The 19,472-nt window shown below is 65.9% G+C and carries 21 protein-coding genes; 7 read left to right on the top strand and 14 right to left on the bottom strand.

Annotated elements, in window-relative coordinates; genetic code table 11:
- Both WBB07_RS07255 and WBB07_RS07260 read left to right on the top strand, forming a co-directional pair.
- Positions 1-533: HNH endonuclease signature motif containing protein (locus tag WBB07_RS07255; protein WP_526306172.1), on the top strand; the 533-nt coding region annotated here is incomplete at its 5' end.
- A 72-nt stretch (positions 534-605) separates the two neighbouring features.
- Entirely contained in the window at positions 606-842 is a 237-nt protein-coding gene (locus tag WBB07_RS07260) for a hypothetical protein (RefSeq protein WP_526306174.1), read from the top strand.
- Between the two features lie 93 nt (positions 843-935).
- On the opposite strand, the gene arcA is transcribed toward WBB07_RS07260, so the two are convergent.
- Positions 936-2,144, bottom strand: coding sequence for an arginine deiminase (arcA, locus tag WBB07_RS07265; protein ID WP_526306176.1), 1,209 nt, complete (start codon positions 2,142-2,144; stop codon positions 936-938).
- Between the two features lie 47 nt (positions 2,145-2,191).
- Here arcA and soxR point away from each other — a divergent pair, with 47 nt between their 5' ends.
- Both soxR and WBB07_RS07275 read left to right on the top strand, forming a co-directional pair.
- Positions 2,192-2,623 carry a redox-sensitive transcriptional activator SoxR gene (gene soxR / locus WBB07_RS07270; RefSeq protein ID WP_526306178.1) on the top strand — a complete coding sequence of 144 codons (432 nt, stop codon included), beginning with the start codon at positions 2,192-2,194 and terminating at the stop codon, positions 2,621-2,623.
- A 33-nt stretch (positions 2,624-2,656) separates the two neighbouring features.
- Positions 2,657-3,262 carry an alpha-ketoglutarate-dependent dioxygenase AlkB family protein gene (locus WBB07_RS07275; protein WP_526306180.1) on the top strand — a complete coding sequence of 202 codons (606 nt, stop codon included), beginning with the start codon at positions 2,657-2,659 and terminating at the stop codon, positions 3,260-3,262.
- A 7-nt stretch (positions 3,263-3,269) separates the two neighbouring features.
- Here the strand turns inward: WBB07_RS07275 and WBB07_RS07280 are convergent, their stop codons facing one another.
- From WBB07_RS07280 to WBB07_RS07290, 3 genes are read right to left on the bottom strand one after another with little or no spacing between them, the layout of a single operon-like run.
- Complete coding sequence (locus WBB07_RS07280) at positions 3,270-3,941, bottom strand: DUF5642 family protein (protein WP_526306182.1); 672 nt, start codon at positions 3,939-3,941, stop codon at positions 3,270-3,272.
- A gap of 11 nt (positions 3,942-3,952) precedes the next feature.
- A complete protein-coding gene (locus WBB07_RS07285) occupies positions 3,953-4,651 on the bottom strand; it encodes a DUF5642 family protein (protein WP_526306184.1) in 699 nt (232 codons plus the stop codon).
- Positions 4,639-5,133 (bottom strand): TspO/MBR family protein, encoded by a 495-nt coding sequence (locus tag WBB07_RS07290; RefSeq protein WP_526306186.1) that lies wholly within the window; start codon positions 5,131-5,133, stop codon positions 4,639-4,641. Before WBB07_RS07290 ends, WBB07_RS07285 begins: the two co-directional genes overlap by 13 nt.
- Positions 5,134-5,278: 145 nt before the next feature.
- On the opposite strand from WBB07_RS07290, the gene lpqN reads away from it, so the two are divergent.
- Positions 5,279-5,989: an envelope biogenesis lipoprotein LpqN gene (gene lpqN, locus WBB07_RS07295; RefSeq protein WP_526306188.1), complete on the top strand. Its 711-nt coding sequence runs from the start codon at positions 5,279-5,281 to the stop codon at positions 5,987-5,989.
- Between the two features lie 3 nt (positions 5,990-5,992).
- On the opposite strand, the gene WBB07_RS07300 is transcribed toward lpqN, so the two are convergent.
- Both WBB07_RS07300 and pat read right to left on the bottom strand, forming a co-directional pair.
- Positions 5,993-6,814: a shikimate 5-dehydrogenase gene (locus WBB07_RS07300; protein ID WP_526306190.1), complete on the bottom strand. Its 822-nt coding sequence runs from the start codon at positions 6,812-6,814 to the stop codon at positions 5,993-5,995.
- Positions 6,815-6,831: 17 nt separating this feature from the next.
- Positions 6,832-7,818 carry an acetyltransferase Pat gene (pat, locus tag WBB07_RS07305; protein ID WP_526306192.1) on the bottom strand — a complete coding sequence of 329 codons (987 nt, stop codon included), beginning with the start codon at positions 7,816-7,818 and terminating at the stop codon, positions 6,832-6,834.
- 194 nt (positions 7,819-8,012) lie between these two features.
- Between pat and WBB07_RS07310 the strand changes: the two genes are divergently transcribed.
- Positions 8,013-8,948, top strand: coding sequence for an SDR family oxidoreductase (locus WBB07_RS07310; RefSeq protein ID WP_526306194.1), 936 nt, complete (start codon positions 8,013-8,015; stop codon positions 8,946-8,948).
- On the opposite strand, the gene WBB07_RS07315 is transcribed toward WBB07_RS07310, so the two are convergent.
- The 8 genes from WBB07_RS07315 to chvE form a co-directional block, all read right to left on the bottom strand.
- On the bottom strand, positions 8,935-10,293 hold the full coding sequence (locus WBB07_RS07315; protein ID WP_526306196.1) for a flavin monoamine oxidase family protein: 1,359 nt from the start codon (positions 10,291-10,293) through the stop codon (positions 8,935-8,937). The genes WBB07_RS07310 and WBB07_RS07315 overlap by 14 nt on opposite strands.
- Before the next feature lie 127 nt (positions 10,294-10,420).
- On the bottom strand, positions 10,421-11,053 hold the full coding sequence (locus tag WBB07_RS07320; RefSeq protein ID WP_526306198.1) for a TetR/AcrR family transcriptional regulator: 633 nt from the start codon (positions 11,051-11,053) through the stop codon (positions 10,421-10,423).
- Complete coding sequence (locus WBB07_RS07325; RefSeq protein ID WP_526306200.1) at positions 11,031-12,044, bottom strand: aldose epimerase family protein; 1,014 nt, start codon at positions 12,042-12,044, stop codon at positions 11,031-11,033. Before WBB07_RS07325 ends, WBB07_RS07320 begins: the two co-directional genes overlap by 23 nt.
- A gap of 25 nt (positions 12,045-12,069) precedes the next feature.
- The gene (locus WBB07_RS07330; RefSeq protein ID WP_526306202.1) at positions 12,070-13,173 is read right to left on the bottom strand and encodes a galactokinase; all 1,104 of its coding nucleotides are present in this window, start codon (positions 13,171-13,173) and stop codon (positions 12,070-12,072) included.
- Positions 13,174-13,175: 2 nt separating this feature from the next.
- A complete protein-coding gene (gene galT, locus WBB07_RS07335) occupies positions 13,176-14,270 on the bottom strand; it encodes a galactose-1-phosphate uridylyltransferase (RefSeq protein WP_526306204.1) in 1,095 nt (364 codons plus the stop codon).
- Between the two features lie 48 nt (positions 14,271-14,318).
- Entirely contained in the window at positions 14,319-15,551 is a 1,233-nt protein-coding gene (mmsB, locus tag WBB07_RS07340) for a multiple monosaccharide ABC transporter permease (RefSeq protein WP_526306206.1), read from the bottom strand.
- Positions 15,548-17,089, bottom strand: coding sequence for a multiple monosaccharide ABC transporter ATP-binding protein (gene mmsA / locus WBB07_RS07345; RefSeq protein WP_526306208.1), 1,542 nt, complete (start codon positions 17,087-17,089; stop codon positions 15,548-15,550). The genes mmsB and mmsA overlap by 4 nt, the downstream gene beginning before the upstream one ends.
- A complete protein-coding gene (chvE, locus tag WBB07_RS07350; protein WP_526306209.1) occupies positions 17,089-18,189 on the bottom strand; it encodes a multiple monosaccharide ABC transporter substrate-binding protein in 1,101 nt (366 codons plus the stop codon). Before chvE ends, mmsA begins: the two co-directional genes overlap by 1 nt.
- A 283-nt stretch (positions 18,190-18,472) precedes the next feature.
- Between chvE and WBB07_RS07355 the strand changes: the two genes are divergently transcribed.
- The gene (locus tag WBB07_RS07355; RefSeq protein ID WP_526306211.1) at positions 18,473-19,465 is read left to right on the top strand and encodes an ABC transporter substrate-binding protein; all 993 of its coding nucleotides are present in this window, start codon (positions 18,473-18,475) and stop codon (positions 19,463-19,465) included.
- Positions 19,466-19,472: the final 7 nt, after the last annotated feature.

The following is a 19,472-nucleotide window of genomic DNA, read 5'->3' on the forward strand; positions in this document are numbered from 1 at the left end:
TCGTCGTGCATCTTGATGTCGAGAAACGGATCGGTGCCCTGCATCTGGGTCCCGTGCTCACCGACGAGGACCGGCAGTATTTGACCTGTGATGCCACCTGCGAGGTGTGGTTCGAACGGGCTGGCCAACCCATCGGGGCCGGACGGGAAACCCGCACCATCAGCCGCCGACTCCGCCGCGCCCTCGAGAATCGGGATCGCTGCTGTGTGGTCCCCGGCTGCAGCGCTACCCGCGGACTGCATGCCCATCACCTGCAACACTGGGAAGACGGCGGCCCCACCGAATTATCGAATCTGGTGCTGGTGTGCCCGTTCCACCACCGCCTGCATCACCGCGGCGGCATCACCCTGACCGGACCCGCCGAACACCTGGTCGTCACCGACGCGGCGGGCCGAAAGCTTGAATCCGGTTCCTTGGCCCGACCCCCGACCACACCCCCACCCAACGTCCCACCCTGCCCCGGCCCCACCGGTGAACACGCCAACTGGTGGTGGTACCAACCCTTCCAACCACAACCACCACCAGCCGACTAGCTGACTAGCTGACTAGCTGACTAGCTGACTAGCTGATCCTGGCTCACTCTCGCCGACCGTTGGTCCGTTGGGTTGACCATCAAGAAGGTGCTGACCACGAAGAAACTGCGCCGCGGCACTCACGCCTCAGCCCGACGTGGCCCACTCCCGGACTTGTCGCCCGACTCGGCCCCGGCGGCTGCCCCCGATGTCGGCGACTGCGGCGCGGCGGTGGCGACGCCGCCCGCCGTCGTTGTTGTCGCCGCTGCCAGCCCCAATGCGACGACAACGGCTCCGACCCTCGAAACGTTCTTTGCTGTCCCCACGTGATCGGCTCCCGGCTTCGGACTGCAGGAGCATCAGATAGTTTGCTCTACATTGCTGTCAATACTTGTCGGCGCACTGCCGACGCCCGACCGACCGTCAGAGTGCGTCGCGGGCGGCCGGGCACGACATGCAGCGCGGGCCGCCGCGGCCGGTCCCCAGCTCCGAAGCCGAGATCCGCAGCACCTCGATCCCCGAATCCTCGAGCCGGGCATTCGTTTCGGTGTTGCGCTCATAGGCGACGACAACCCCCGGCGCCAGCGCCAGCGTGTTGTTGCCGTCGTCCCACTGCTCCCGTTCGGCGGTGACCGGGTCCAGGCCGGTGTCGATCACCCGGAGCTTCTCGATTCCCATGGCGTCGGCGGCAGCGGACACAAACGGCGCCGCCCGGTCGATCTTCACGCCACCGCTGTCCACGCGGCGAATGGTGAACGCCGACAACGAGTCCACGATGTTCGGGTACATCACCACCGCGTCGGAGTCGACCATGGTGCAGACCGTGTCCAGATGCATCTGCGCCCGCTCTTGGGCGATCGGCACCGCCAGCACGGTGTGCGCCAGATCGTCGTCGAACAGGCTGCGCGCCAGCGCTTCCGCACCCGCGGGTGTGGTCCGCTCCCCCACCCCGACGGCCACCACGCCGGGCGCGAGCAGCAGGACGTCGCCACCTTCCACCGGAGCCGACCGCGACTCATAGGCCCGCCGCACTCCCAGGAAACGCGGGTGGTGTGCATAGATCAGGTCGGTCAGCGACGTTTCGCGCACCCGGGCCGGCATCGACAGTGAGGTGATCGCCACCCGTGCCCCGATCCAGAACGACGAGTCCCTGGTGAACAGCAGATTGGGCAAGGGGTCGATCACGAAGTCCGCGCCGTGGTGCATCCGTCGTACCAACGACAGTTCGTGCTCCCCGAACGCCAACTCGTCGAACGTCATCCCGGCCATCAGGACATGCGCCAGCGAGTCCGCATCGAGGCCGCGCAGATAAGCGGAAAGTTCTTGTGCCAGTGGCAGTCCGAGACGACGGGAATCGACCGCCGCCGATATCCCGTGCATCCGGGCCGCACCGCTGGCCAGCGCCTCGGTCAACAGGTCCGCCAGCAGCAACACCTCGACGCCGCGGGAGCGCAGCAGGTCGGCAAAGGCGTCGTGTTCCTCCTGCGCGCGCGCCACCCACGGCAGACCGTCGAAGAGCAGTTTGTCGTTGTTGCGTGGCGTCAACCGCTGCAACTCCGGTCCCGGCCGGTGCAGGATGACCACACGCAACGTGCCGACCTCGGAGTTCGAGCCAAGAACCGCAACACTCACGTCTAGCACCGTAGCGCTATTCGGCGCCTGAACTTAGGTTTAGGTGTATGGAAACGCCCGAGTTGACCCCAGGCGACCTGGCTCACCGCGCCGGCGTCGCGGTCTCCGCACTGCACTTCTACGAACGCGAAGGGCTGATCACCAGCCGTCGCACCGCGGGCAATCAACGCCGCTACGCCCGCGATACGCTGCGCCGGGTGGCATTCATCCGGATGTCTCAGCGCCTCGGTATCCCGCTGTCCCGGGTCCGCGAGGCACTGGCGACCCTGCCGACCGACCGGGTGCCCACCAGCAAGGATTGGGCGCGACTGTCGGCGGGCTGGCGCCAGGACCTCGATGACCGCATCGTGCACCTGCAGCGGCTGCGCGACAACCTGGCGGACTGCATCGGCTGCGGATGCCTGAGCCTGAAGAGCTGCCAGCTGAGCAACCCCGAAGACGTCCTCGCCGAAAACGGGCCCGGTGCCGTGCGTCTCTGATTTTTCGAACGCCTGTGCGATACAGTGCAGAGCGTGTCAGTCGCGGTCCAGGACTCCCTGTTCGACCATGCCGAGCGTCGGCCGCTGGCCCACGGTGCCTGGATCGATGTCCGGGCCGGCTGGATCGAGGATGTCGAGTTCGGCCGCACCCTGTTCGACGAGCTGCTGGAGGCCATTCCGTGGCGTGCCGAGCGCCGTCGCATGTATGAACGCACCGTCGACGTGCCGCGCCTGGTCAGTTTTCACGATCTTGTCGACGAACCGGCGCCCCACCCGGCGCTCAAGCAGCTGCGCCGCCGCCTCAACGACATCTACGCCGGCGAGCTCGGCGAACCGTTCACCAGCGCCGGGCTGTGCCTCTATCGCGACGGCACCGACAGCGTGGCCTGGCATGGGGACACCATCGGCCGCAGTAGCACCGAAGACACCATGGTCGCGATCGTCAGCCTGGGCGCCGCCCGCACCTTTGCGCTGCGGCCCCGGGGCGGCGGCCCGTCGCTGCGGATCCAGCATGCGCATGGCGATCTGCTGGTGATGGGCGGTTCGTGTCAGCGCACCTGGGAGCACGCGATCCCGAAGACCAGCAAGCCCACCGGCCCGCGGATCAGCATCCAGTTCCGGCCCCGCAACGTGCGCTGAATCCCGCTCAGGAGCGGATCGCGGCCACCGCGTCGGTCAGCAGCTTCTCGGCGCGGGCCGTGTCCACCGGGGCCACCGGCTGGTCGGGTATGACCAGTGGGTTCGCGGTGACGATCACCTGGTAGTCGCCAAAATGTGCCAGGTAGCTGAAGATCTCGCCGGTCTGCGGTTTGCCGTTGACGGTCGTCTGCAGGACGCGGTGTACCCCTTGGGTCTGCACTCCGTCGATCTCTGGGACGGACACCACCTCGACGGTGCCGCGCAGCGCTCCGCCGGCGAAATTGACCTTGTGGCAGTTGTCGGTCGGTGCGACCACCGGGATCGGCTCGGAGGTCTCCATGGCAATCGCGATGAACCTGTTGCCGGCCCCCTCGGCCGACACCGCGGCCATATTGCCTTTCAGGTCGGCGGGCATTTGTTGGCCGGCCGCGAACTGTGCACAGTCAGCCGGCTCGAACACCAGCCCGTCGGGCAGCTTCTGGCCGGCCAGCAAATTCGGCTCGATCCCGGTGGTGGGCACGTCGGTGACGGTGAACTCCGGCCCGAAGGACGCTTTCAGGTCGAGGACCTTGGCGATATCGGCTGACGGCCCCTCAGGGCTGGGGGCTTCGCCGGACGAACACCCGACAAGCAGACCTACACATGCCGGCACGACGACCAGCGTTCTGGGATTCCACATCGCGGGTCAATCTACCCACGCAAGGTGGCGACCGTCTTCACCAGCAGGTCACTGGCGTAGCTTGCCGGTAGCGGCGCTTCGACCGATCCGGGATCGGTGACCAGCGTGACGAACACCAGATGCTGGTCCAGATAGGCAATGAATGTGTCGGCCCGCGAATCGGTTTCGGTCCCGGACTCCGCCATGTTCTCGATGGTGCTCACGGTTCCCAATGTCGCGGCGGCCTCGATCACCGGCGCATCGACAAGATTCACCTCGGCCGACGACCGGTCGGAGCTCACTGTCCACCGGCCGCACTCACCGAGCCGGACCGGATCCAGACTCACCGGCCCCCCGGCCCCCGGGCCCAGGGGCACGGCCGGCGACACCACCACCACATGGATGATGCCGCCCGGTCCGGAACCGGACACCCCGAGAGCCGGCCCGTCGGGCTCCGGGTCGACCAGCGGCGCACATTGGGCCGGGACGGCGTTCCATCCGCGGCCGAACCCCCAGAACGCCACCGGCGAGGACGCGTAGCCTCCGACCTCGGTGACCTCGTATCCCTCGGGCAGCGCAGAGCGCATCCGCCGGATCCGTTCGGGGTCCACCGGGGCGATACCGGCCTGCGGCGCCGCACTGGATTCCGGCGGCGTGGGGGCGGGTTGGCTGGGCTGGGCGCATCCGGCCAGCACCGTGCCGGCCAGGACGCCCAGCGTCAGTGATCGCACCGGCGCCGGTTCAGCCGCCAGATGTCCGATGACATCACGGTCGCGAAGGTGCACCACAGCGGGTAGGGCGTAAGAGCAAGACCTGCTTGCGAATTCACCTTCGCTGTCCGTCGGGTCAGATCGGCACTGGAGATCGCCAGCGCCCCCGCCGCCAACGCCGACGGGCCGAGCTTGTGCGCCGAGAAGAACAGCCAGCTCCACCCGGCGTTGAGCACCAGGTTGGCGCACAGCGCCGCGGTGTAAGCACGCTTTTCGGCGTCGTCGCCACGCTCGCGCAAGGTGTCGATGGTGGCGGCGGAGGTGACGGCGATGTCGGTGTACAGCGTGGTCCAGGCCACCGGGAAGACGGCGTTGGGCGGCACGTAACGCGGCTTTTTCAATGTTGGATACCAGGTCTGGACACCTGCTTTGCTGGCAATGCTGCCGATCACGGCGGCGGCGGCGGTGCCGAGTCCGGTGGCGATGAGGGTGCGGGTGGGCATGACCCGACGCTACCTGTAAGGACCCGACCCTCGGGGCAACCGATTTCCACTGATCACCGCTATTCTGCCGTAGCACCTTGGTCACCCAGTGGAGCATTGCCGGCCCGTAGGCTGCGCGAAGAACCGATTGAAGGAGACTGCCCCGATGAAGAAGTTCACCTCAGTCGCCGGCGCTGGTGTCACCGCGCTGGCGCTCGGCCTGGCCCTGGTGGGTTGCGGCTCGAACTCGGACACTGAGGCGACCGGTTCCTCGGAGACCACCAGTGCCGAAGAGACGACCGGCGCCGAGGATGAGGAAGCAGCTCCCACCGAGACCAGCGATGCCGCCCTGCCCGCCGGCCCCAACCAGACGATCCCGGACTTCATCAGGCAGAACGGCCTCCAGGAGTCCGCGGTCAGACGGGGCGACCCGGGTCCGACGGTCAACATTCCGGTGCCTGCCGGCTGGCGGCAGACCGATCAGCTGCCGGAGGCACCGTACGGGGCCATCGTCTACCCGGAGAGCGCGGTGCCGAACAATCCCCCGCGGATTCTGGCGCTGATGTCCAAGCTCACCGGAGACTTCGACCCGGCGGAGATCCTCGACTACGCCCCCGGAGAGCTGGAGAACATGCCCGGCTACCAGGGCGCCAACGACGGTGTCCGCGACACCCTCAGCGGCTTCGAGTCAGTACAGCTGGGCGGCACCTACGAGATCGACGGCAAGAAGGGGATGATCGCGCAGAAGACGGTCGTCATCCCGGCTGAGGACGGCGCCTACGTTCTGCAGCTCAACGCGTACTCCGACGAGTCCGAGTCATCGATCCTGGCCGAGGCCACCAACATCATCGACGCGCAGACCACGATCGCTCCCTGATCGTCAGGCGCGGGAGACGCGCGAGGCCTCGGCGATCTGTTCCGGGGACGGACGGACGCCGGTGTAACGCTCGAACTGTTCGGCGGCTTGCAGGGCGATCACCTCGGCACCGGTGATCACCTGCTTTCCGGCTGTCCGGGCCCGGGAGATCAACGGGGTCTCCGAAGGTAGTGCCACGACGTCGAAAACCGTGTCCGCGGCGGCGATCGCCTCGGCATCGAAGGGGCTGTCGCGCTCCCCGGGGCCGCCGGCCATTCCGACGGGTGTGACGTTGACGATGATCGATGCGCAGGCGCCACCGATGTGTGGCCGCCAGTGGTAGCCGAGCCGCTCGGCCAGCGCCGGTCCGGCTTCCACGTTGCGCGCCACCAGCGTGCCACGGTGAAACCCTTTGTCGTGGAAGGCCATTCCCACAGCGCTGGCCATTCCACCGCTGCCGTGGATCAGCACCGTCTGCTGCGGGTCCAGCTGATACTGTGCGATCAGCTGCTCGACGGCGAGGTAGTCGGTGTTCGCCGCGCTCAGCACCCCGTCGTCGTTGACGATGGTGTTGACCGACTGGATCACCCGCGCCGATTCCTCGATACGGTCAACAAGGGCCAGGACGTCCTGTTTGAACGGCATCGACACCGAACACCCGCGGATACCCAGCGCCCGCACCCCGCCGATCGCGGCGGCGATATCGGTGGTGGTGAAGGCTTTGTAGAGGAAATCCAGCCCGAGAACCCCGTAGAGGTGGTTGTGGAATCGAGTGCCGATGTTGCTGGGTCGGGCCGCCAATGAGATGCACAGCGTGGTGTCCTTCGACAATGGCGGCTTGCTCATCGGGTTCCCCTGCCTGGCTACAGTGCCCGCATAGCTTGGCGGACAACATCTTCGATACGTTTCTTGGTCTCGCCGCGAAACGGAACCTTGTCCGGCACATCGAAGACAGTGGTGACGACCCCAAGATCGTCACGCTCCCAACGGGCTCCGGCATGGTTGAAGATGGCCCGCATCGCCAGGTTCTCCGAGAGCACCCGGGCGGTGAACTTCTTGACACCGGCGATCCGGGCGGCGACCACCAACGCCCCCATCAGGTAGGTGCCGATCCCCCGCCCTTGGTACTCGTCACCGACGGTGAACGCGACTTCGGCGACACTGCGGTCGCGTTCCTCGCGGACGAAGCGCGCGTCGGCGACCACGTCGCCGCTTTCGGTGGTGACCACCCAGACGTAATGGTCGATGTAGTCGACCTCGAACAAGTAGCGCATCAGGCCGGGTGTCGGTACCCGGGGCGACTGAAAACGCCGGTACAGCGTCTCGCTGGAGAATTCGACCGGCCCGTTTGTGGTGCGTTCGCTGTCCCCCGGCAGCACCGGCCGTAACAGCAGTCGGGTGCCGTCGGCCAGTGTCATCGGTATCGGGGTGATGAACGCGGCCAGCCGTTGCCGCGACGTGCGGATCAGCATGGCCAGCACGCCGGGAAGTTCGATCAGCTCATCGAAGGCGTCGTCGTTGCCGACCCAGCCTTCCACCGGTTCGATCGCGGTGACGGTGGCGGTGCGTGGTGAATGCCGGAGCAATGCGATTTCGCCGACGATGCGGCCCGCTTCGACGTCGGTGACAAACGAGTGGCCGTCATCGCTGTCATGAGAGACCTCGACCCGGCCGCTGTTGATGATCAAGAAGAAGTCGGCCGCATCTCCCTGGATCATCAGGGTCTCGCCGACATCCGCGCTCACCGGGACCAGCTCTTTTGCCAACGGGTACAGGTCAGCGCCGAAGCAGTCGGCGAACACCGAGAGAGCAGCAAGATCGCTGGCGCGCTGGACTATTGGATCGGCCACCTCGTCGTCCTTCCGAAGTCACCGACGTTACCCGAGCAATGGGGGCATTCGGGCCGGATGAGGCGTAGCGAACAGTGCCCGGATCGGGCAGCCACGGATCAACAAACCCTGGATACTTCGCGTGCCGGCTGCAAACCTGGTTGTCACAGCACCACTGTGGTGCAGCCGCATCAGGTCAACCCAGGAGTCAACACATGCCACGCGGACAGTACAACATCACGGTCGGCGACCTCTCCGGACAGCGGGCGGTGGTCACCGGCGCCAGCGACGGTATCGGCCTCGGTATCGCCACCACCCTCGCCGGCGCGGGTGCCGAGGTGGTCATGCCGGTCCGGAATCCGGAGAAAGGCGAGCGGGCCATCGCCCAGATCCGCGCCCGACACCCGCACGCAAAACTGTCGACAGAAGCGCTCGATCTGTCCTCGCTGGCGTCGGTGGCGGCCCTCGGTGAGAAGCTGCGCGCCCAGGGCGCTCCCATCCACCTCCTCATCGGCAACGCCGGGGTCATGACCCCGCCGGACCGGCAGGTCACCGCCGACGGTTTCGAGCTGCAGTTCGGCACCAACCACCTGGGCCACTTTGCGCTTGTCGGTCACCTGCTGCCGTTGCTGAAAGCCGGGAATGCACGGGTGACGTCGCAGCTCAGCGTCGCCGCGCGCAGCGGGGCGATCAACTGGGCCGATCCCAACTGGGAGCAGGAGTACGACGGGATGCGCGCCTACCGCCAGTCCAAGATCGCGTTCGGTCTGTTCGGGCTCGAACTCAGCCGCCGCAGCAGGGCCGCGGGCTGGGGAATCACCAGCACCATCTCCCACCCCGGTGTAGCTCCGACCAGCCTGCTGGCGGCGCGCCCGGAGGTGGGGCGGGCCGAGGACACCACTGGGGTCCGGGTGATCCGCTGGCTCTCGGCACGGAACCTCCTCGTGGGGAACGTGAACAGCGCAGCGCTGCCCGCCCTGCTGGCCGCAACCTCGCCCGCTGCCGACGGCGAGTTCTTCGGGCCGCAGTGGCCCGGGAATGCCGGTGGCCCTCCCGGTACGCAGAAACTCTGGGCACCGCTGCGCAGCACCTCCGACGCCGCCCGGGTGTGGGCGCTGTCGGAGGAGCTCACCGGCGTCACTGTGGGGTGACACCACGCCCCGGCAGGGCTTCGATCACTTCGCAGGCTGCGCGCTTGCCCGATTCCAACGCGCCGTCGAGGTAGCCGGGGTGCTGATCGGCCGTTTCGCTACCCGCCCAATGGATGTCCCCGGTAGGTGCGGCGGGCATCGGCAGGAGACCTTCGGTGGTTCCCGGGTGCGGTAACGCCAGGTAGCCCCCGCCGACGTTGTCGTCCAGGTGCCACGATTTCTCGTGCCAGCCGGCCGGCTCGAGGACTTCGGGCCCGATGTGTCGGACCAGCGGGCGCAGGATGGTGTCGCGGCGGCCGACGGCATCCAGGGAATCGAGGCGACGCGCCTCTGGTCCTCCCACCAACACACAGAGGTGCCCGGGTCCGTTCGGCGCGGTGGTGTCGAACACGGCCCTGCCGGGGTTGTCGAGCACGATGAACTCACTGTGCCCGAGGTCTCGCCAGAAGGGTCGCTCGTACACGGCGATCGCTTTGTACACCGAGCCCATGTAGGTGTTGCGTGAGAGTGCCCGCCGGTTGGGGGGCAGCGGCGGATCGAACGCGATGCGTCCGGCGACAGGCGGCGCAACGGTGACAATGGCTTTCTCGGCTCGGACATCACTCCCCGATGTGGTGCGGAGCAGGACACCCCGGCCGTCCTGTTCGATGGTGGTGACGCGGTGGCCCAATTGCACTCGCGACCCGAGTCCGGCGGCCAAGCTGGCGGCCAGTGTTCCCGCCCCGGCCGCCAGCAAAGAGTCTTGGGCGCCACCGCTGGTGGACAGCATGGTCTGCAGACCGCCTTGGCAGCGGATTGTGTTGGCCATGGCGTAGAGCGAGAGACGGTCGAGGTCGGCCGTCCACGAAACCGACGCGATCACGTCGAGCAGCCTTCTGGATGTCCGCCCCGGAAGCCTCTGCAGCGCCGAGGCGACGGTGGTGGAGTTCAGCCGCTGCGACACTCGGCTGCGCGACAGGAGTTCGACTCCGCCAAGAACGAGCCCGGCCGCCAGCATGGAGGGGCTCACCACGCGTATCCGGCGGGATCCGTCGATGATGACCGGCAGCGGCTTGGTGTGCATCCGGAATCGGGCCGCCCCCAGCTCGTCGGCCAACTCCATGATGTGGTGGTGGTTGTGGCCGATCCACTGTCCACCGAGGTCCACCCGCGACCCGAGCGTGGTCGTTTCGGTCATCGCTCGGCCGCCGACCCGGTCGGCGGCCTCCAACACGATGACATCGACACCGCGACGGTGCAGCTCGCGGGCCGCGGTCAGTCCGGAGAGCCCGGCCCCGACCACCGCCACCGTCGTGGCCACTCTGGGCCGTGACGCTTCGGCCATCGAGGCGGATTTGTCGGCCATCTGTCGCCCCTCTGCGGCACAAGAGCTACCATTTTCGCCCAATTAAGTCGGTCAACCGACCTACTTTTACGGTAACCGCACCCACACCCGAAGCGCAACGAGCTGTCCCGGCGCTCCCGGGGACCATTCAGTCGCGTCGCCGCGTCCGAGTGCCGGCAGCGGGCTGCGGGTCAGCCAGCGCCACCAGCATGTCGATGGCGTGGTTCAAGTCGCCACGCCCTCGATCGGCATCGGGGTTGGCCACGTACTGCACGATCAGGCCGTCGACGACAGCAAGACAGAGCCGCCCCAACGTGCCGAAGTCGACGGCACAGCACTCACCAGCGGCACTGGCGGCCTCCTCGCAGAGTTCGGTCATCAAGGACGTGTACTGCTCGAACTGCAGCTGCGCCAGACCGCTCTGGTCAGGCGTCCGCGCCGAGTACATGGCCAGCTCGTACTGCATGATCTGCACACCGATGTCGCCGTCGACCAACGTGTCCCAGAAACGGTTACCGCCTTGCCGGATCGCATTCGCCACTCCCCGGTCGAGCGGGAGTTCGGCCCTGACCGTTTCGATGGCCTCGCCGATGACCGCGGCTATCACCGCGCGCAGCATCTTCTCCTTGGATGGAAACACGTAATGCAAGGTCCCCAACGGAATACCGGCCTCGGTGGCGACGGCACGCAACGTCGTCGACGACACACCCACTGCGGAGAGCACCCTTCTGGCCGCCGCGACGATCTGCCGCTCGCGCTCAGTTGCCTTGACGTAGGCCATCCGGTTGTTCCCCCCAGCCTCTTCGCGAAGATCGAGTGTCGCACGCGGTGCGTCGGTGCCCGCCGTCTCCGTCGGCGTAGCGGATCGCCCATGAGGCGAACAGCGTTTCCCCGGGCTGCAACCAGCGCATGCCCACTCCGGCGCCGAGCGCATTCGCCTGTGCCGTCATCGGTTCCAGGGCCACGGCGGTCACCAAGCCGCCGTTCCTGGGGTACTCCCGCGTGATGAACACGTGCACAAATCCGAAATGCTCGTCGGCCCACAGTGACACGGTGCGCCCGTCGGGAGCGCGCAGCGTGTGGATGCTGTCGCCTTTGGGACCGGGCCGGACAGACCAGCAGTCGTCGAGATCGAGGTCGGCGATCCGGCGTCCGTCGCGCAGATCCCATTCGGTGCCCGCTACCGCGGTGACACCGACGGGTATCAGTTGCTTGTCCACGTCGATGTGCTGCTCGCCGTCGACGGTGAGCAGCAGCGTCTCCGCCGGCACGTCACCGATCGCCAGGAACGGGTGGGCGCCGATGGCCACTGGCGCACAGCAGGATCCGGCGTTGCGAACCGCATGTGTTGTCGCCAGTCCGTCGGCGGTCAGCTGGTAGCGCACCTCGGTTTCGAGATGAAACGGGTACCCAGGCTGTGGCGGAACCGGCGCGCCGAGGGTGATCGAGGAGTCCGACCGTTCGATGGGTGAATGGGCGATGTTGCAGAGCAGGCCATGCAGCGCGGTGCCGTACCGGGGATCGGTGATGTCGAGCTGGAGGGCGTCCCCGTCATGCGTCCACCGGCCTTCGCGTACCCGGTTGGGCCACGGAATCAGCACCTTGCCGCTGTAGAACGGTGGCGGTCCGGGATCGTCGAATCCTGGGGTGAGTTCGACGCCATCGACCGAGAGTTGCCGAACCGCGGCACCGACCCCGGTGATGACACCCCGCACCCACCGTCCGTCAACCCGCCGGGTGAGTTCGTATTCGGTTCCTATCGCACTGCACATCGTCCCTGCCTCACTACCGGTCGGGTCACGCGACACCGGCACCCCGGCCGGCATGGGTGCGGACAATGGTGGGCTCACCGTATCCGGCGTCGTGCACCGCATCGTGCACCGCCTTCCCGACGGTGGCCGCCGCGGCGGCGTCCACCAGTGCGATCACGCAGCCACCAAAACCTCCCCCAGTCATCCTGGCCCCCAGGGCGCCGGCCCGCAGGGCCGTGTCGGCGATCAGATCGATGTGCTCGGAGGTGATCTCGAAGTCGTCCCGCATCGACGCATGCGAGGCGGACCACAACCGGCCCACCGCAACGAAGTCGGAGTCCTTCAGCGCCTCGACAACATCGAGTACCCGCTGGTTCTCGGTGAGGATATGGCGGGCCCGGCGGAGGTCCTCGGGGTTCGGCACCGCCTCCAGTACCGGCACGCCCCGATTCTGCACCTCACGCAGTGAGGAGACACCGAGCGCGGCGGCGGACCGCTCGCAGGACCGGCGCCGGGCCGCGTATTCACCACCGGCGTGCTGATGGGTGGCGTGGGAGTTGATGAGCAACAGCGTGATGCCGTGTGCATCGGGATCGAAGACCACCGATACGGTGGACAGATCCCGGAAGTCGATCAGCTGTGCTCGTCGCGGCTCGGCGAACAGGACGGCAAGTTGGTCCAGTAGACCTGTTGGGGCGCCGACGTATTCGTTCTCGGCCCGGCGAGCGATCTGCGCCTGCTCGACGCGGCCGACGCGGCGTCCGGTGGCACGAAGCAGCGCACCGAGCACCGCACACTCCAGCGCTGCCGACGACGCCAGGCCCGCCCCGGTCTGGACCCCGCCGGAGATCGACATGGCGCCACCCGGAACGGGATGGCCCGCCGCCTGCAGCGCCCAGACGACACCGGCCACATATGCCGCCCAACCGGTGACCGCACCTGGCGTGGTGCTCAGCGGGACCCGGACCGGAGCGTCTTCGCGGTCACTGTGCACCACCAGCGAGTCGGTGGTGTCGGGACACAACGTCGCAACGGTGCCGTCGGGCAGCGCGATCGGCAGCGCAAACCCCAGGTTGTAATCGGTGTGCTCGCCGATCAAGTTGATCCGGCCCGGTGCGCAATACCGGACGCTGCCTGCGGCCTCTGCCATCGTCACAGCCCCCGTAACAGGACGGCAAGGGATTCCGGACTCACGTCGTTGATGAATGCTTCCATGATCGACTCCGAACTGGCCAGGTACTTCAGCTTGTTGGCGCTGCGGCGCGTCGAGATCACCTGGGCGTGAAAACACCCTTCGCGCTGGATGTTGTTGTCGGCGTATTGATGTAGCCCAGCCATGTAGGGCAGGGGCTCGCCGTACATGCGGTCCAGGCGTCGCAGGACGTTCTGGTAGATGTCGGTGAACCCGTCCAGCTCTGCGTCGTCGAGTTCGAGGAGGTTGCGCACGAACCGATTCGGGTAGATGTGCACCTCCACCGGCCAGCGCGCCGCGAACGGCACAAACGCGGTGAACAGATCGGTGCGGGCAACCACCCGGAGGCCGGCATCCACCTCGTCCCGCAGCACATCGGAGAACAGATTGGACCCGGTGGCGGCGCGGTGGGCGGTCGCCACCCGCATCATCGCTTCCGTGCGGGGCGTCAGGTACGGGTAGGCGTAGATCTGGCCGTGCGGGTGGGTGAGGGTCACCCCGATCTCCTCACCACGGTTCTCGAAGCAGAACACCTGCTCGATCCCGGGCCGGCCCATCAGGTCGCGGGTCCGGTGCCGCCACACCTCGACCACAAGTCGGGCGTGCGCGTGGCCGAGATCGGCGAAGGATCCACGGTGATCACTGGAGAAGCAGATGACCTCGCAGCGACCATGACCCGGCTCGCAGACAAACCGCTCGCCGGGCCCCGCGGACGGCTGGAACGGAGATCCGTCGGCGCCGGAGAGACTGGCGAAGCGGTTCTCGAAGACCACCACATCGTAGTCAGCGGCGGGGATCTCACTGGTGAGCCCGGACGGACCCGGGCACAACGGGCACCGTTCGGCCGGCGGTTTGTAGGTGCGGTCCTGACGCAATGCCGCGATGATCACCCACTCCCCGGTGGTGCGGTCGAAGCGTAACTCGGACCGCGCATCTGTCGGTGGCGGTACCGGCCGCCGGTCCGGGACCGGGTCGCTGCGCCGGCCGGGTAGATCGAAGAACAACACCTCGCGTCCGTCGGCGAGCTTCCGGAGCGTCGGCGTCGTGGTGGTCACCGCGCCGGTAGCGGGCGCGACGACGGAACTGCGCCGTGCGTTGCCATCTCAGGACCCGCCCTTCTTCTTGTTGTAGACGTCGAAGCCGACGGCAGCCAACAAGACCAAACCCTTGATGAGCTGTTGGATATCGCTGCCGATTCCGATCAACGACATACCGTTGTTGAGGACACCGAGGACAAACCCGCCGATGATGGCCCCGAACACCGTGCCCAATCCGCCATTGGCCGAGGCTCCACCGATGAAGGCCGCGGCGATGGCCTCCAGTTCCATACCGATGCCGGCCTGCGGCGTTGCGGCGTTGAGTCGGGCGGCAAACAGCAGACCGGCCAGCGCCGACAGCAGGCCCATGTTGACAAACACCAGGAACGTGACCCGTTTGGTCTTCACCCCCGACAGCTGCGCAGCCGCAACATTGCCACCGACGGCATACACCTGTCGGCCGAATACCGTGGAGCGCATCACAAATGCGTAGATGACAAACGCGGCAACAAGGATGATCCCGACGACGGGCACTCCCCGGTAGCTGGCCAGCAGCAGGGTGAACGCCGCCAGCGCAGCTACTATCGCAGCGCATTTGGCGACAAACCAGCCGGTGGGCAGGACGTCGAATCCGTAGCGGGACTGTGTTCGGCGCTGCCTCAGTTGTTGCCATACGGCGGCCACCATGACAACTGCGCCGAGGATGACGGTGGGCCAGTGGTAGAGGCTGCTGCCACCGATCTCGGGCAGGAATCCGCTGCTGACCTGTCCGAAGCTGCGCGGGAACGGTGCGATGGACTGACCCTCCAGCAAGTACTGGGTGGCGCCCCGGAACACCAGCATGCCGGCCAGGGTCACGATGAAGGACGGGATACCGACGTATGCGATCCAAAAGCCTTGCCACGCACCGATCAGCGCCCCGAGTAGCAGGCAGACCACCACGGCGACCGGCCAGGGCATCGCATGGTTGATCATCAGCACCGCGGACATGGCTCCGATGAACCCGGCGATGGAGCCCACCGAGAGGTCGATGTGTCCGGAGATGATGACGATGACCATCCCGATCGCCAAGATCAGGATGTACCCGTTCTGCTGGACGATGTTGGTGACGTTGAGCGGCTTGAGCAGGATCCCGTCTGTCCAGACCTCGAACAGAATGACGATCAGAACCAGCGCGACCACCATGCCGTACTGCCGGAAATTGCCGCGTAGCGCCGAACGCAATCGTGTCACCGGCGAGTCCGGGGGTGGTGTCGGTGGGGTGCTCGCGGCCGTGTCCACCGTTCCTGTGGTGGTCATGTGGTTGGTCCCTTCATCATGTATCGCATCAATTTCTCTTGTGCGGCGTCTTCGCGGGCCACCTCGCCGGTCAGCCGTCCCTCGTTGAGGGTGTAGATGCGGTCACACAAGCCGATCAGTTCGGGCAGCTCGGAGGAGATCACGATGACCGCTTTCCCTTGAGCGGAAAGCGAATTGATGATCGTGTAGATCTCGTACTTGGCGCCGACATCAATTCCGCGGGTGGGCTCGTCGAGGATCAGCACGTCGGGATCGGCAAAAATCCACTTGCTGAGCACCACTTTTTGCTGGTTGCCTCCGGACAGGTTGCCGGTGGTCGCTTTCACCGACCGCGCCTTGATGCGCATGTCCTTGCGGAACCGTTCGGCGACCACCGACTCGGCGTGTTCGTTGATGATCGAGAATCTGCTGACTTTTGCCAGCGAGGCCAGGGTCACGCTCCGGGCGATGTCATCCATCAGGTTGAGGCCGTAGTGTTTACGATCCTCGGTGGCATAGGCGATCTTGTGGGTGATGGCCTCTGACACCGTTCGTGTCCGAATCTCTTTGCCGTCTTTGAAGACCGAACCCCCCGCTTTCTTGCCGTAACTGCGGCCGAAGACGCTCATCGCCAGTTCGGTACGTCCGGCCCCCATCAGCCCGGCCAGTCCGACCACCTCGCCACGCCGCACATTGATCGACACCCCGTCGACAACTTTGCGCTGCTGGTCCAGCGGGTGGTAGACGGTCCAGTTCTCGATGGCAAACGCGATGTCACCGATCGGATGTGCCGCTCTCGCCGGAAAGCGGTCCACCATGTCGCGGCCCACCATGCCTCGGATGATGTGCTCCTCGGTGACGTTGCCGTCGACCGCAAGCGTCTCGATGGTCCGGCCGTCCCGCAGGATCGTGATGTTGTCGGCCACCCGCATCACCTCATTGAGCTTGTGCGAGATGATGATGCACGTCAGTCCCTGATCTCTGAGCTCTCCGATGAGATCGAGCAGGTGTCGGCTGTCCTCGTCGTTCAGTGCTGCCGTCGGTTCGTCGAGGATGAGCAACTTGACCTTCTTCGACAGCGCCTTGGCTATCTCGACCAGTTGTTGCTTGCCGACGCCGATGTCGGAGATCCGGGTGGCCGGGCTTTCACGCAGCCCGACCCGATCCAGCAATCGCTGAGCGTGGCTCGTGGTTTCGTGCCAGCTGATGACTCCGGCAGAGGCGTGCTCGTTGCCGAGGAAGATGTTCTCGGCGATCGACAGTACCGGTACCAGTGCGAGCTCCTGGTGGATGATCCCGATGCCCCGGCGCTCGCTGGATCGGATGTCCTTGAAATCGCCTGGCCGGCCGTCGAAGACGATCTCGCCGGAATAGCTGCCGTGCGGATAGATCCCGCTGAGCACCTTCATCAGCGTCGACTTGCCGGCACCGTTCTCACCACAGATGGCGTGGATCTCGCCGCGATGCACGGTGAGGTTCACCTGACTCAGTGCCGTGACATTGCCGAACTGCTTGGTGATGTCCCGCATTTCGAGTATCGGCGCCGCATTCTCGCCCATCAGGCGAGCTGCGCTGACGTGTAATACCCGGAGTCGACGAGGATCTTCTGGTAGTTGGTCGCATCGACGCTCACCGGATCCAGTAGGTAGGCCGGAACGACCTTGACACCATTGTCGTAGGTGGTGGTGTCGTTGACCTCGGGCTCGCCACCGGTCAGCAGCGAGTCAGCCATCTGCACAGCCGATTCCGCCAGTTCACGGGTGTCCTTGAACACCGTCTGGGTCTGCTCACCGGCGATGATCGACTTGACCGAGGCCAGCTCGGCGTCCTGGCCGGTGACGATCGGGAGCGGGTTGGCCGGCGTACCGTAGCCCGCACTCTTCAGTGCCGAGATGATCCCCAGCGACATCCCGTCGTACGGCGAGAGCACCGCATCCACCCGGCCGCTGGTGTAGGCCCTGCTCAGCAGATTGTCCATGCGTGACTGCGCGAGTCCGCCATCCCAGCGCAGGGTCGCCACCTGGCCGAAGGAGCTCTGCCCGCTCTTGACGACAAGCTTGCCGCTGTCGATATAGGGCTGCAGCACACTCATGGCGCCGTCGAAGAAGAAGGTCGAGTTGTTGTCGTCGGGCGATCCGGCAAACAGCTCGATGTTGAACGGTCCCGCGCCCTGCTCCACCCCGAGTTTGTCGACGATGTAGGTGGCCTGCAGGACACCGACCTTGAAGTTGTCGAATGTTGCGTAATAGTCGACGTTCTCGGAGCCGCGGATCAATCGGTCGTAGCTGACCACCGGGATGTCGGCGTCGGCGGCCCGTTGCAGGATGTCGGTCAGCGACGAGCCGTCGATCGGCGCGATGACCAGTACCTTGACACCTTTGGTGATCATGTTCTCGACCTGCGACACCTGGTTCTGCACCACGTCATCGCCGTATTGCAGGTCGGTCTGGTAGCCGAGCGACTGGAACTGTTTGGCCATGTTGTCGCCGTCGGCGACCCAGCGTTCGGACGACTTGGTGGGCATCGAAATGCCGACCGTGCCGGTGCGTTCACCCCCGCTGTCGGCTGCTTCGGTGGTCGTGGAACGACCGCACCCGACGCTCGTGATCGCGGCCACCGCGGCGAGCGCACCCACTACTCGAACAAAATTCTTGCGCATGGAATCCTCCGGTTGGTCTGGCTACGCATCACAGTCGGGGCACCGCCGGGCGCTCGTGATGTGAGCGTTCACATTCCCGATCTTGTGACGACGCTCACTGCTTGTCAAGACTCTTCAGGCAGAAATGTGAACGTTCACATCCATCGTTGACAGGTCGGCGATGTGAACGTTAACATCCTGAAAGTGTAACGCCGGTCACATCGACTGCCGCGACCGCAACGCGCCTGCCGAAGCAACTGGCGAGGGCTTGACCTCGGGGAATAACCACATCGGAGGAGTTGTCGTGAAAAAACTACTGACCGCGGTACTCGGTATCGCGACCATCAGCGTGCTGTCGGCATGTGGCAGCGGGCCGGCGCCGGCCGGCGATTCCAGCGGTGGCACCGGCGACGGTTCCGGTACCATCACCATGGGCTTCTCTCAGGTGGGCGCCGAGAGCGGCTGGCGGACCGCAAACACGACCTCGATCCAGGAGGCCGCCAAGGCGGCCGACATCGACTTGAAGTTCTCCGACGCCAACGGCAAACAGGAGAACCAGATCTCGGCAATCCGGTCCTTTGTGCAACAGCGTGTCGACGTGATCGCGTTCAGTCCGGTGGTGCGCACCGGTTGGGATGCCGTTCTGCTGGAAGCAAAGAACGCCGGAATCCCGGTCATCCTCACCGACCGCGCCGTCGACACCGACGAGCCCGATGTCTACACCACATTCCTGGGCGCCGACTTCGTCCGGGAAGGCCAATGGGCCGGCGATTGGGTGGTCAAGGAATTCGCCGCGGCTCCCGGTCCGGTGAACATCGTGCAGCTCGAGGGGACGACGGGTTCTGACCCCGCGCTGGAACGCAGCTCCGGATTCGCCGAGGCCATCGCCGCGGACCCGAATCTGAAGGTGATCGCCTCGCAGACAGGCGATTTCACCCGCTCGGGCGGTAAGCAGGTAATGGAGGCGTTCCTGAAGGCCAATCCGCAGATCGACCTGGTGTTCGCCCAGAACGACGACATGGCACTCGGCGCCATGGAGGCCATCGAAGCCGCCGGCAAGAAACCGGGCCAGGACATCAAGATCGTCGCCATCGACGCCACCCGTGACGGCATGCAGGCGCTCGCCGACGGCAAATTCAACTTCATCGTCGAATGCAATCCGCTGCTGGGTCCGGAGCTGATGGACCTTGCCAAGAAGGTTGTCGCCGGCGAGCCGGTGCCGCCCCGGGTGGTCACCGAGGATCAGACGTTCGATCAGCAGCAGGCCGCCGCCGTCCTCCCGGACCGCAAGTACTGACGCGCCA

Source organism: Mycobacterium sp., assembly GCF_049647605.1.
GTDB lineage: Bacteria > Actinomycetota > Actinomycetes > Mycobacteriales > Mycobacteriaceae > Mycobacterium.

Bases quoted from the DNA above. Each gene is read 5' to 3' on its own strand.
- WBB07_RS07330 (WP_526306202.1), bottom strand. From the start codon at position 13,173: ATGGCAGAGGCCGCAGGCAGCGTCCGGTATTGCGCACCGGGCCGGATC.
- WBB07_RS07300 (WP_526306190.1), bottom strand. From the start codon at position 6,814: ATGAGCAAGCCGCCATTGTCGAAGGACACCACGCTGTGCATCTCATTG.
- mmsB (WP_526306206.1), bottom strand. From the start codon at position 15,551: ATGACCACCACAGGAACGGTGGACACGGCCGCGAGCACCCCACCGACA.
- WBB07_RS07290 (WP_526306186.1), bottom strand. From the start codon at position 5,133: ATGCCCACCCGCACCCTCATCGCCACCGGACTCGGCACCGCCGCCGCC.
- WBB07_RS07315 (WP_526306196.1), bottom strand. From the start codon at position 10,293: ATGGCCGACAAATCCGCCTCGATGGCCGAAGCGTCACGGCCCAGAGTG.
- soxR (WP_526306178.1), top strand. From the start codon at position 2,192: ATGGAAACGCCCGAGTTGACCCCAGGCGACCTGGCTCACCGCGCCGGC.
- chvE (WP_526306209.1), bottom strand. From the start codon at position 18,189: ATGCGCAAGAATTTTGTTCGAGTAGTGGGTGCGCTCGCCGCGGTGGCC.
- WBB07_RS07320 (WP_526306198.1), bottom strand. From the start codon at position 11,053: ATGGCCTACGTCAAGGCAACTGAGCGCGAGCGGCAGATCGTCGCGGCG.
- WBB07_RS07310 (WP_526306194.1), top strand. From the start codon at position 8,013: ATGCCACGCGGACAGTACAACATCACGGTCGGCGACCTCTCCGGACAG.
- lpqN (WP_526306188.1), top strand. From the start codon at position 5,279: ATGAAGAAGTTCACCTCAGTCGCCGGCGCTGGTGTCACCGCGCTGGCG.
- WBB07_RS07325 (WP_526306200.1), bottom strand. From the start codon at position 12,044: ATGTGCAGTGCGATAGGAACCGAATACGAACTCACCCGGCGGGTTGAC.
- WBB07_RS07280 (WP_526306182.1), bottom strand. From the start codon at position 3,941: ATGTGGAATCCCAGAACGCTGGTCGTCGTGCCGGCATGTGTAGGTCTG.
- mmsA (WP_526306208.1), bottom strand. From the start codon at position 17,089: ATGGGCGAGAATGCGGCGCCGATACTCGAAATGCGGGACATCACCAAG.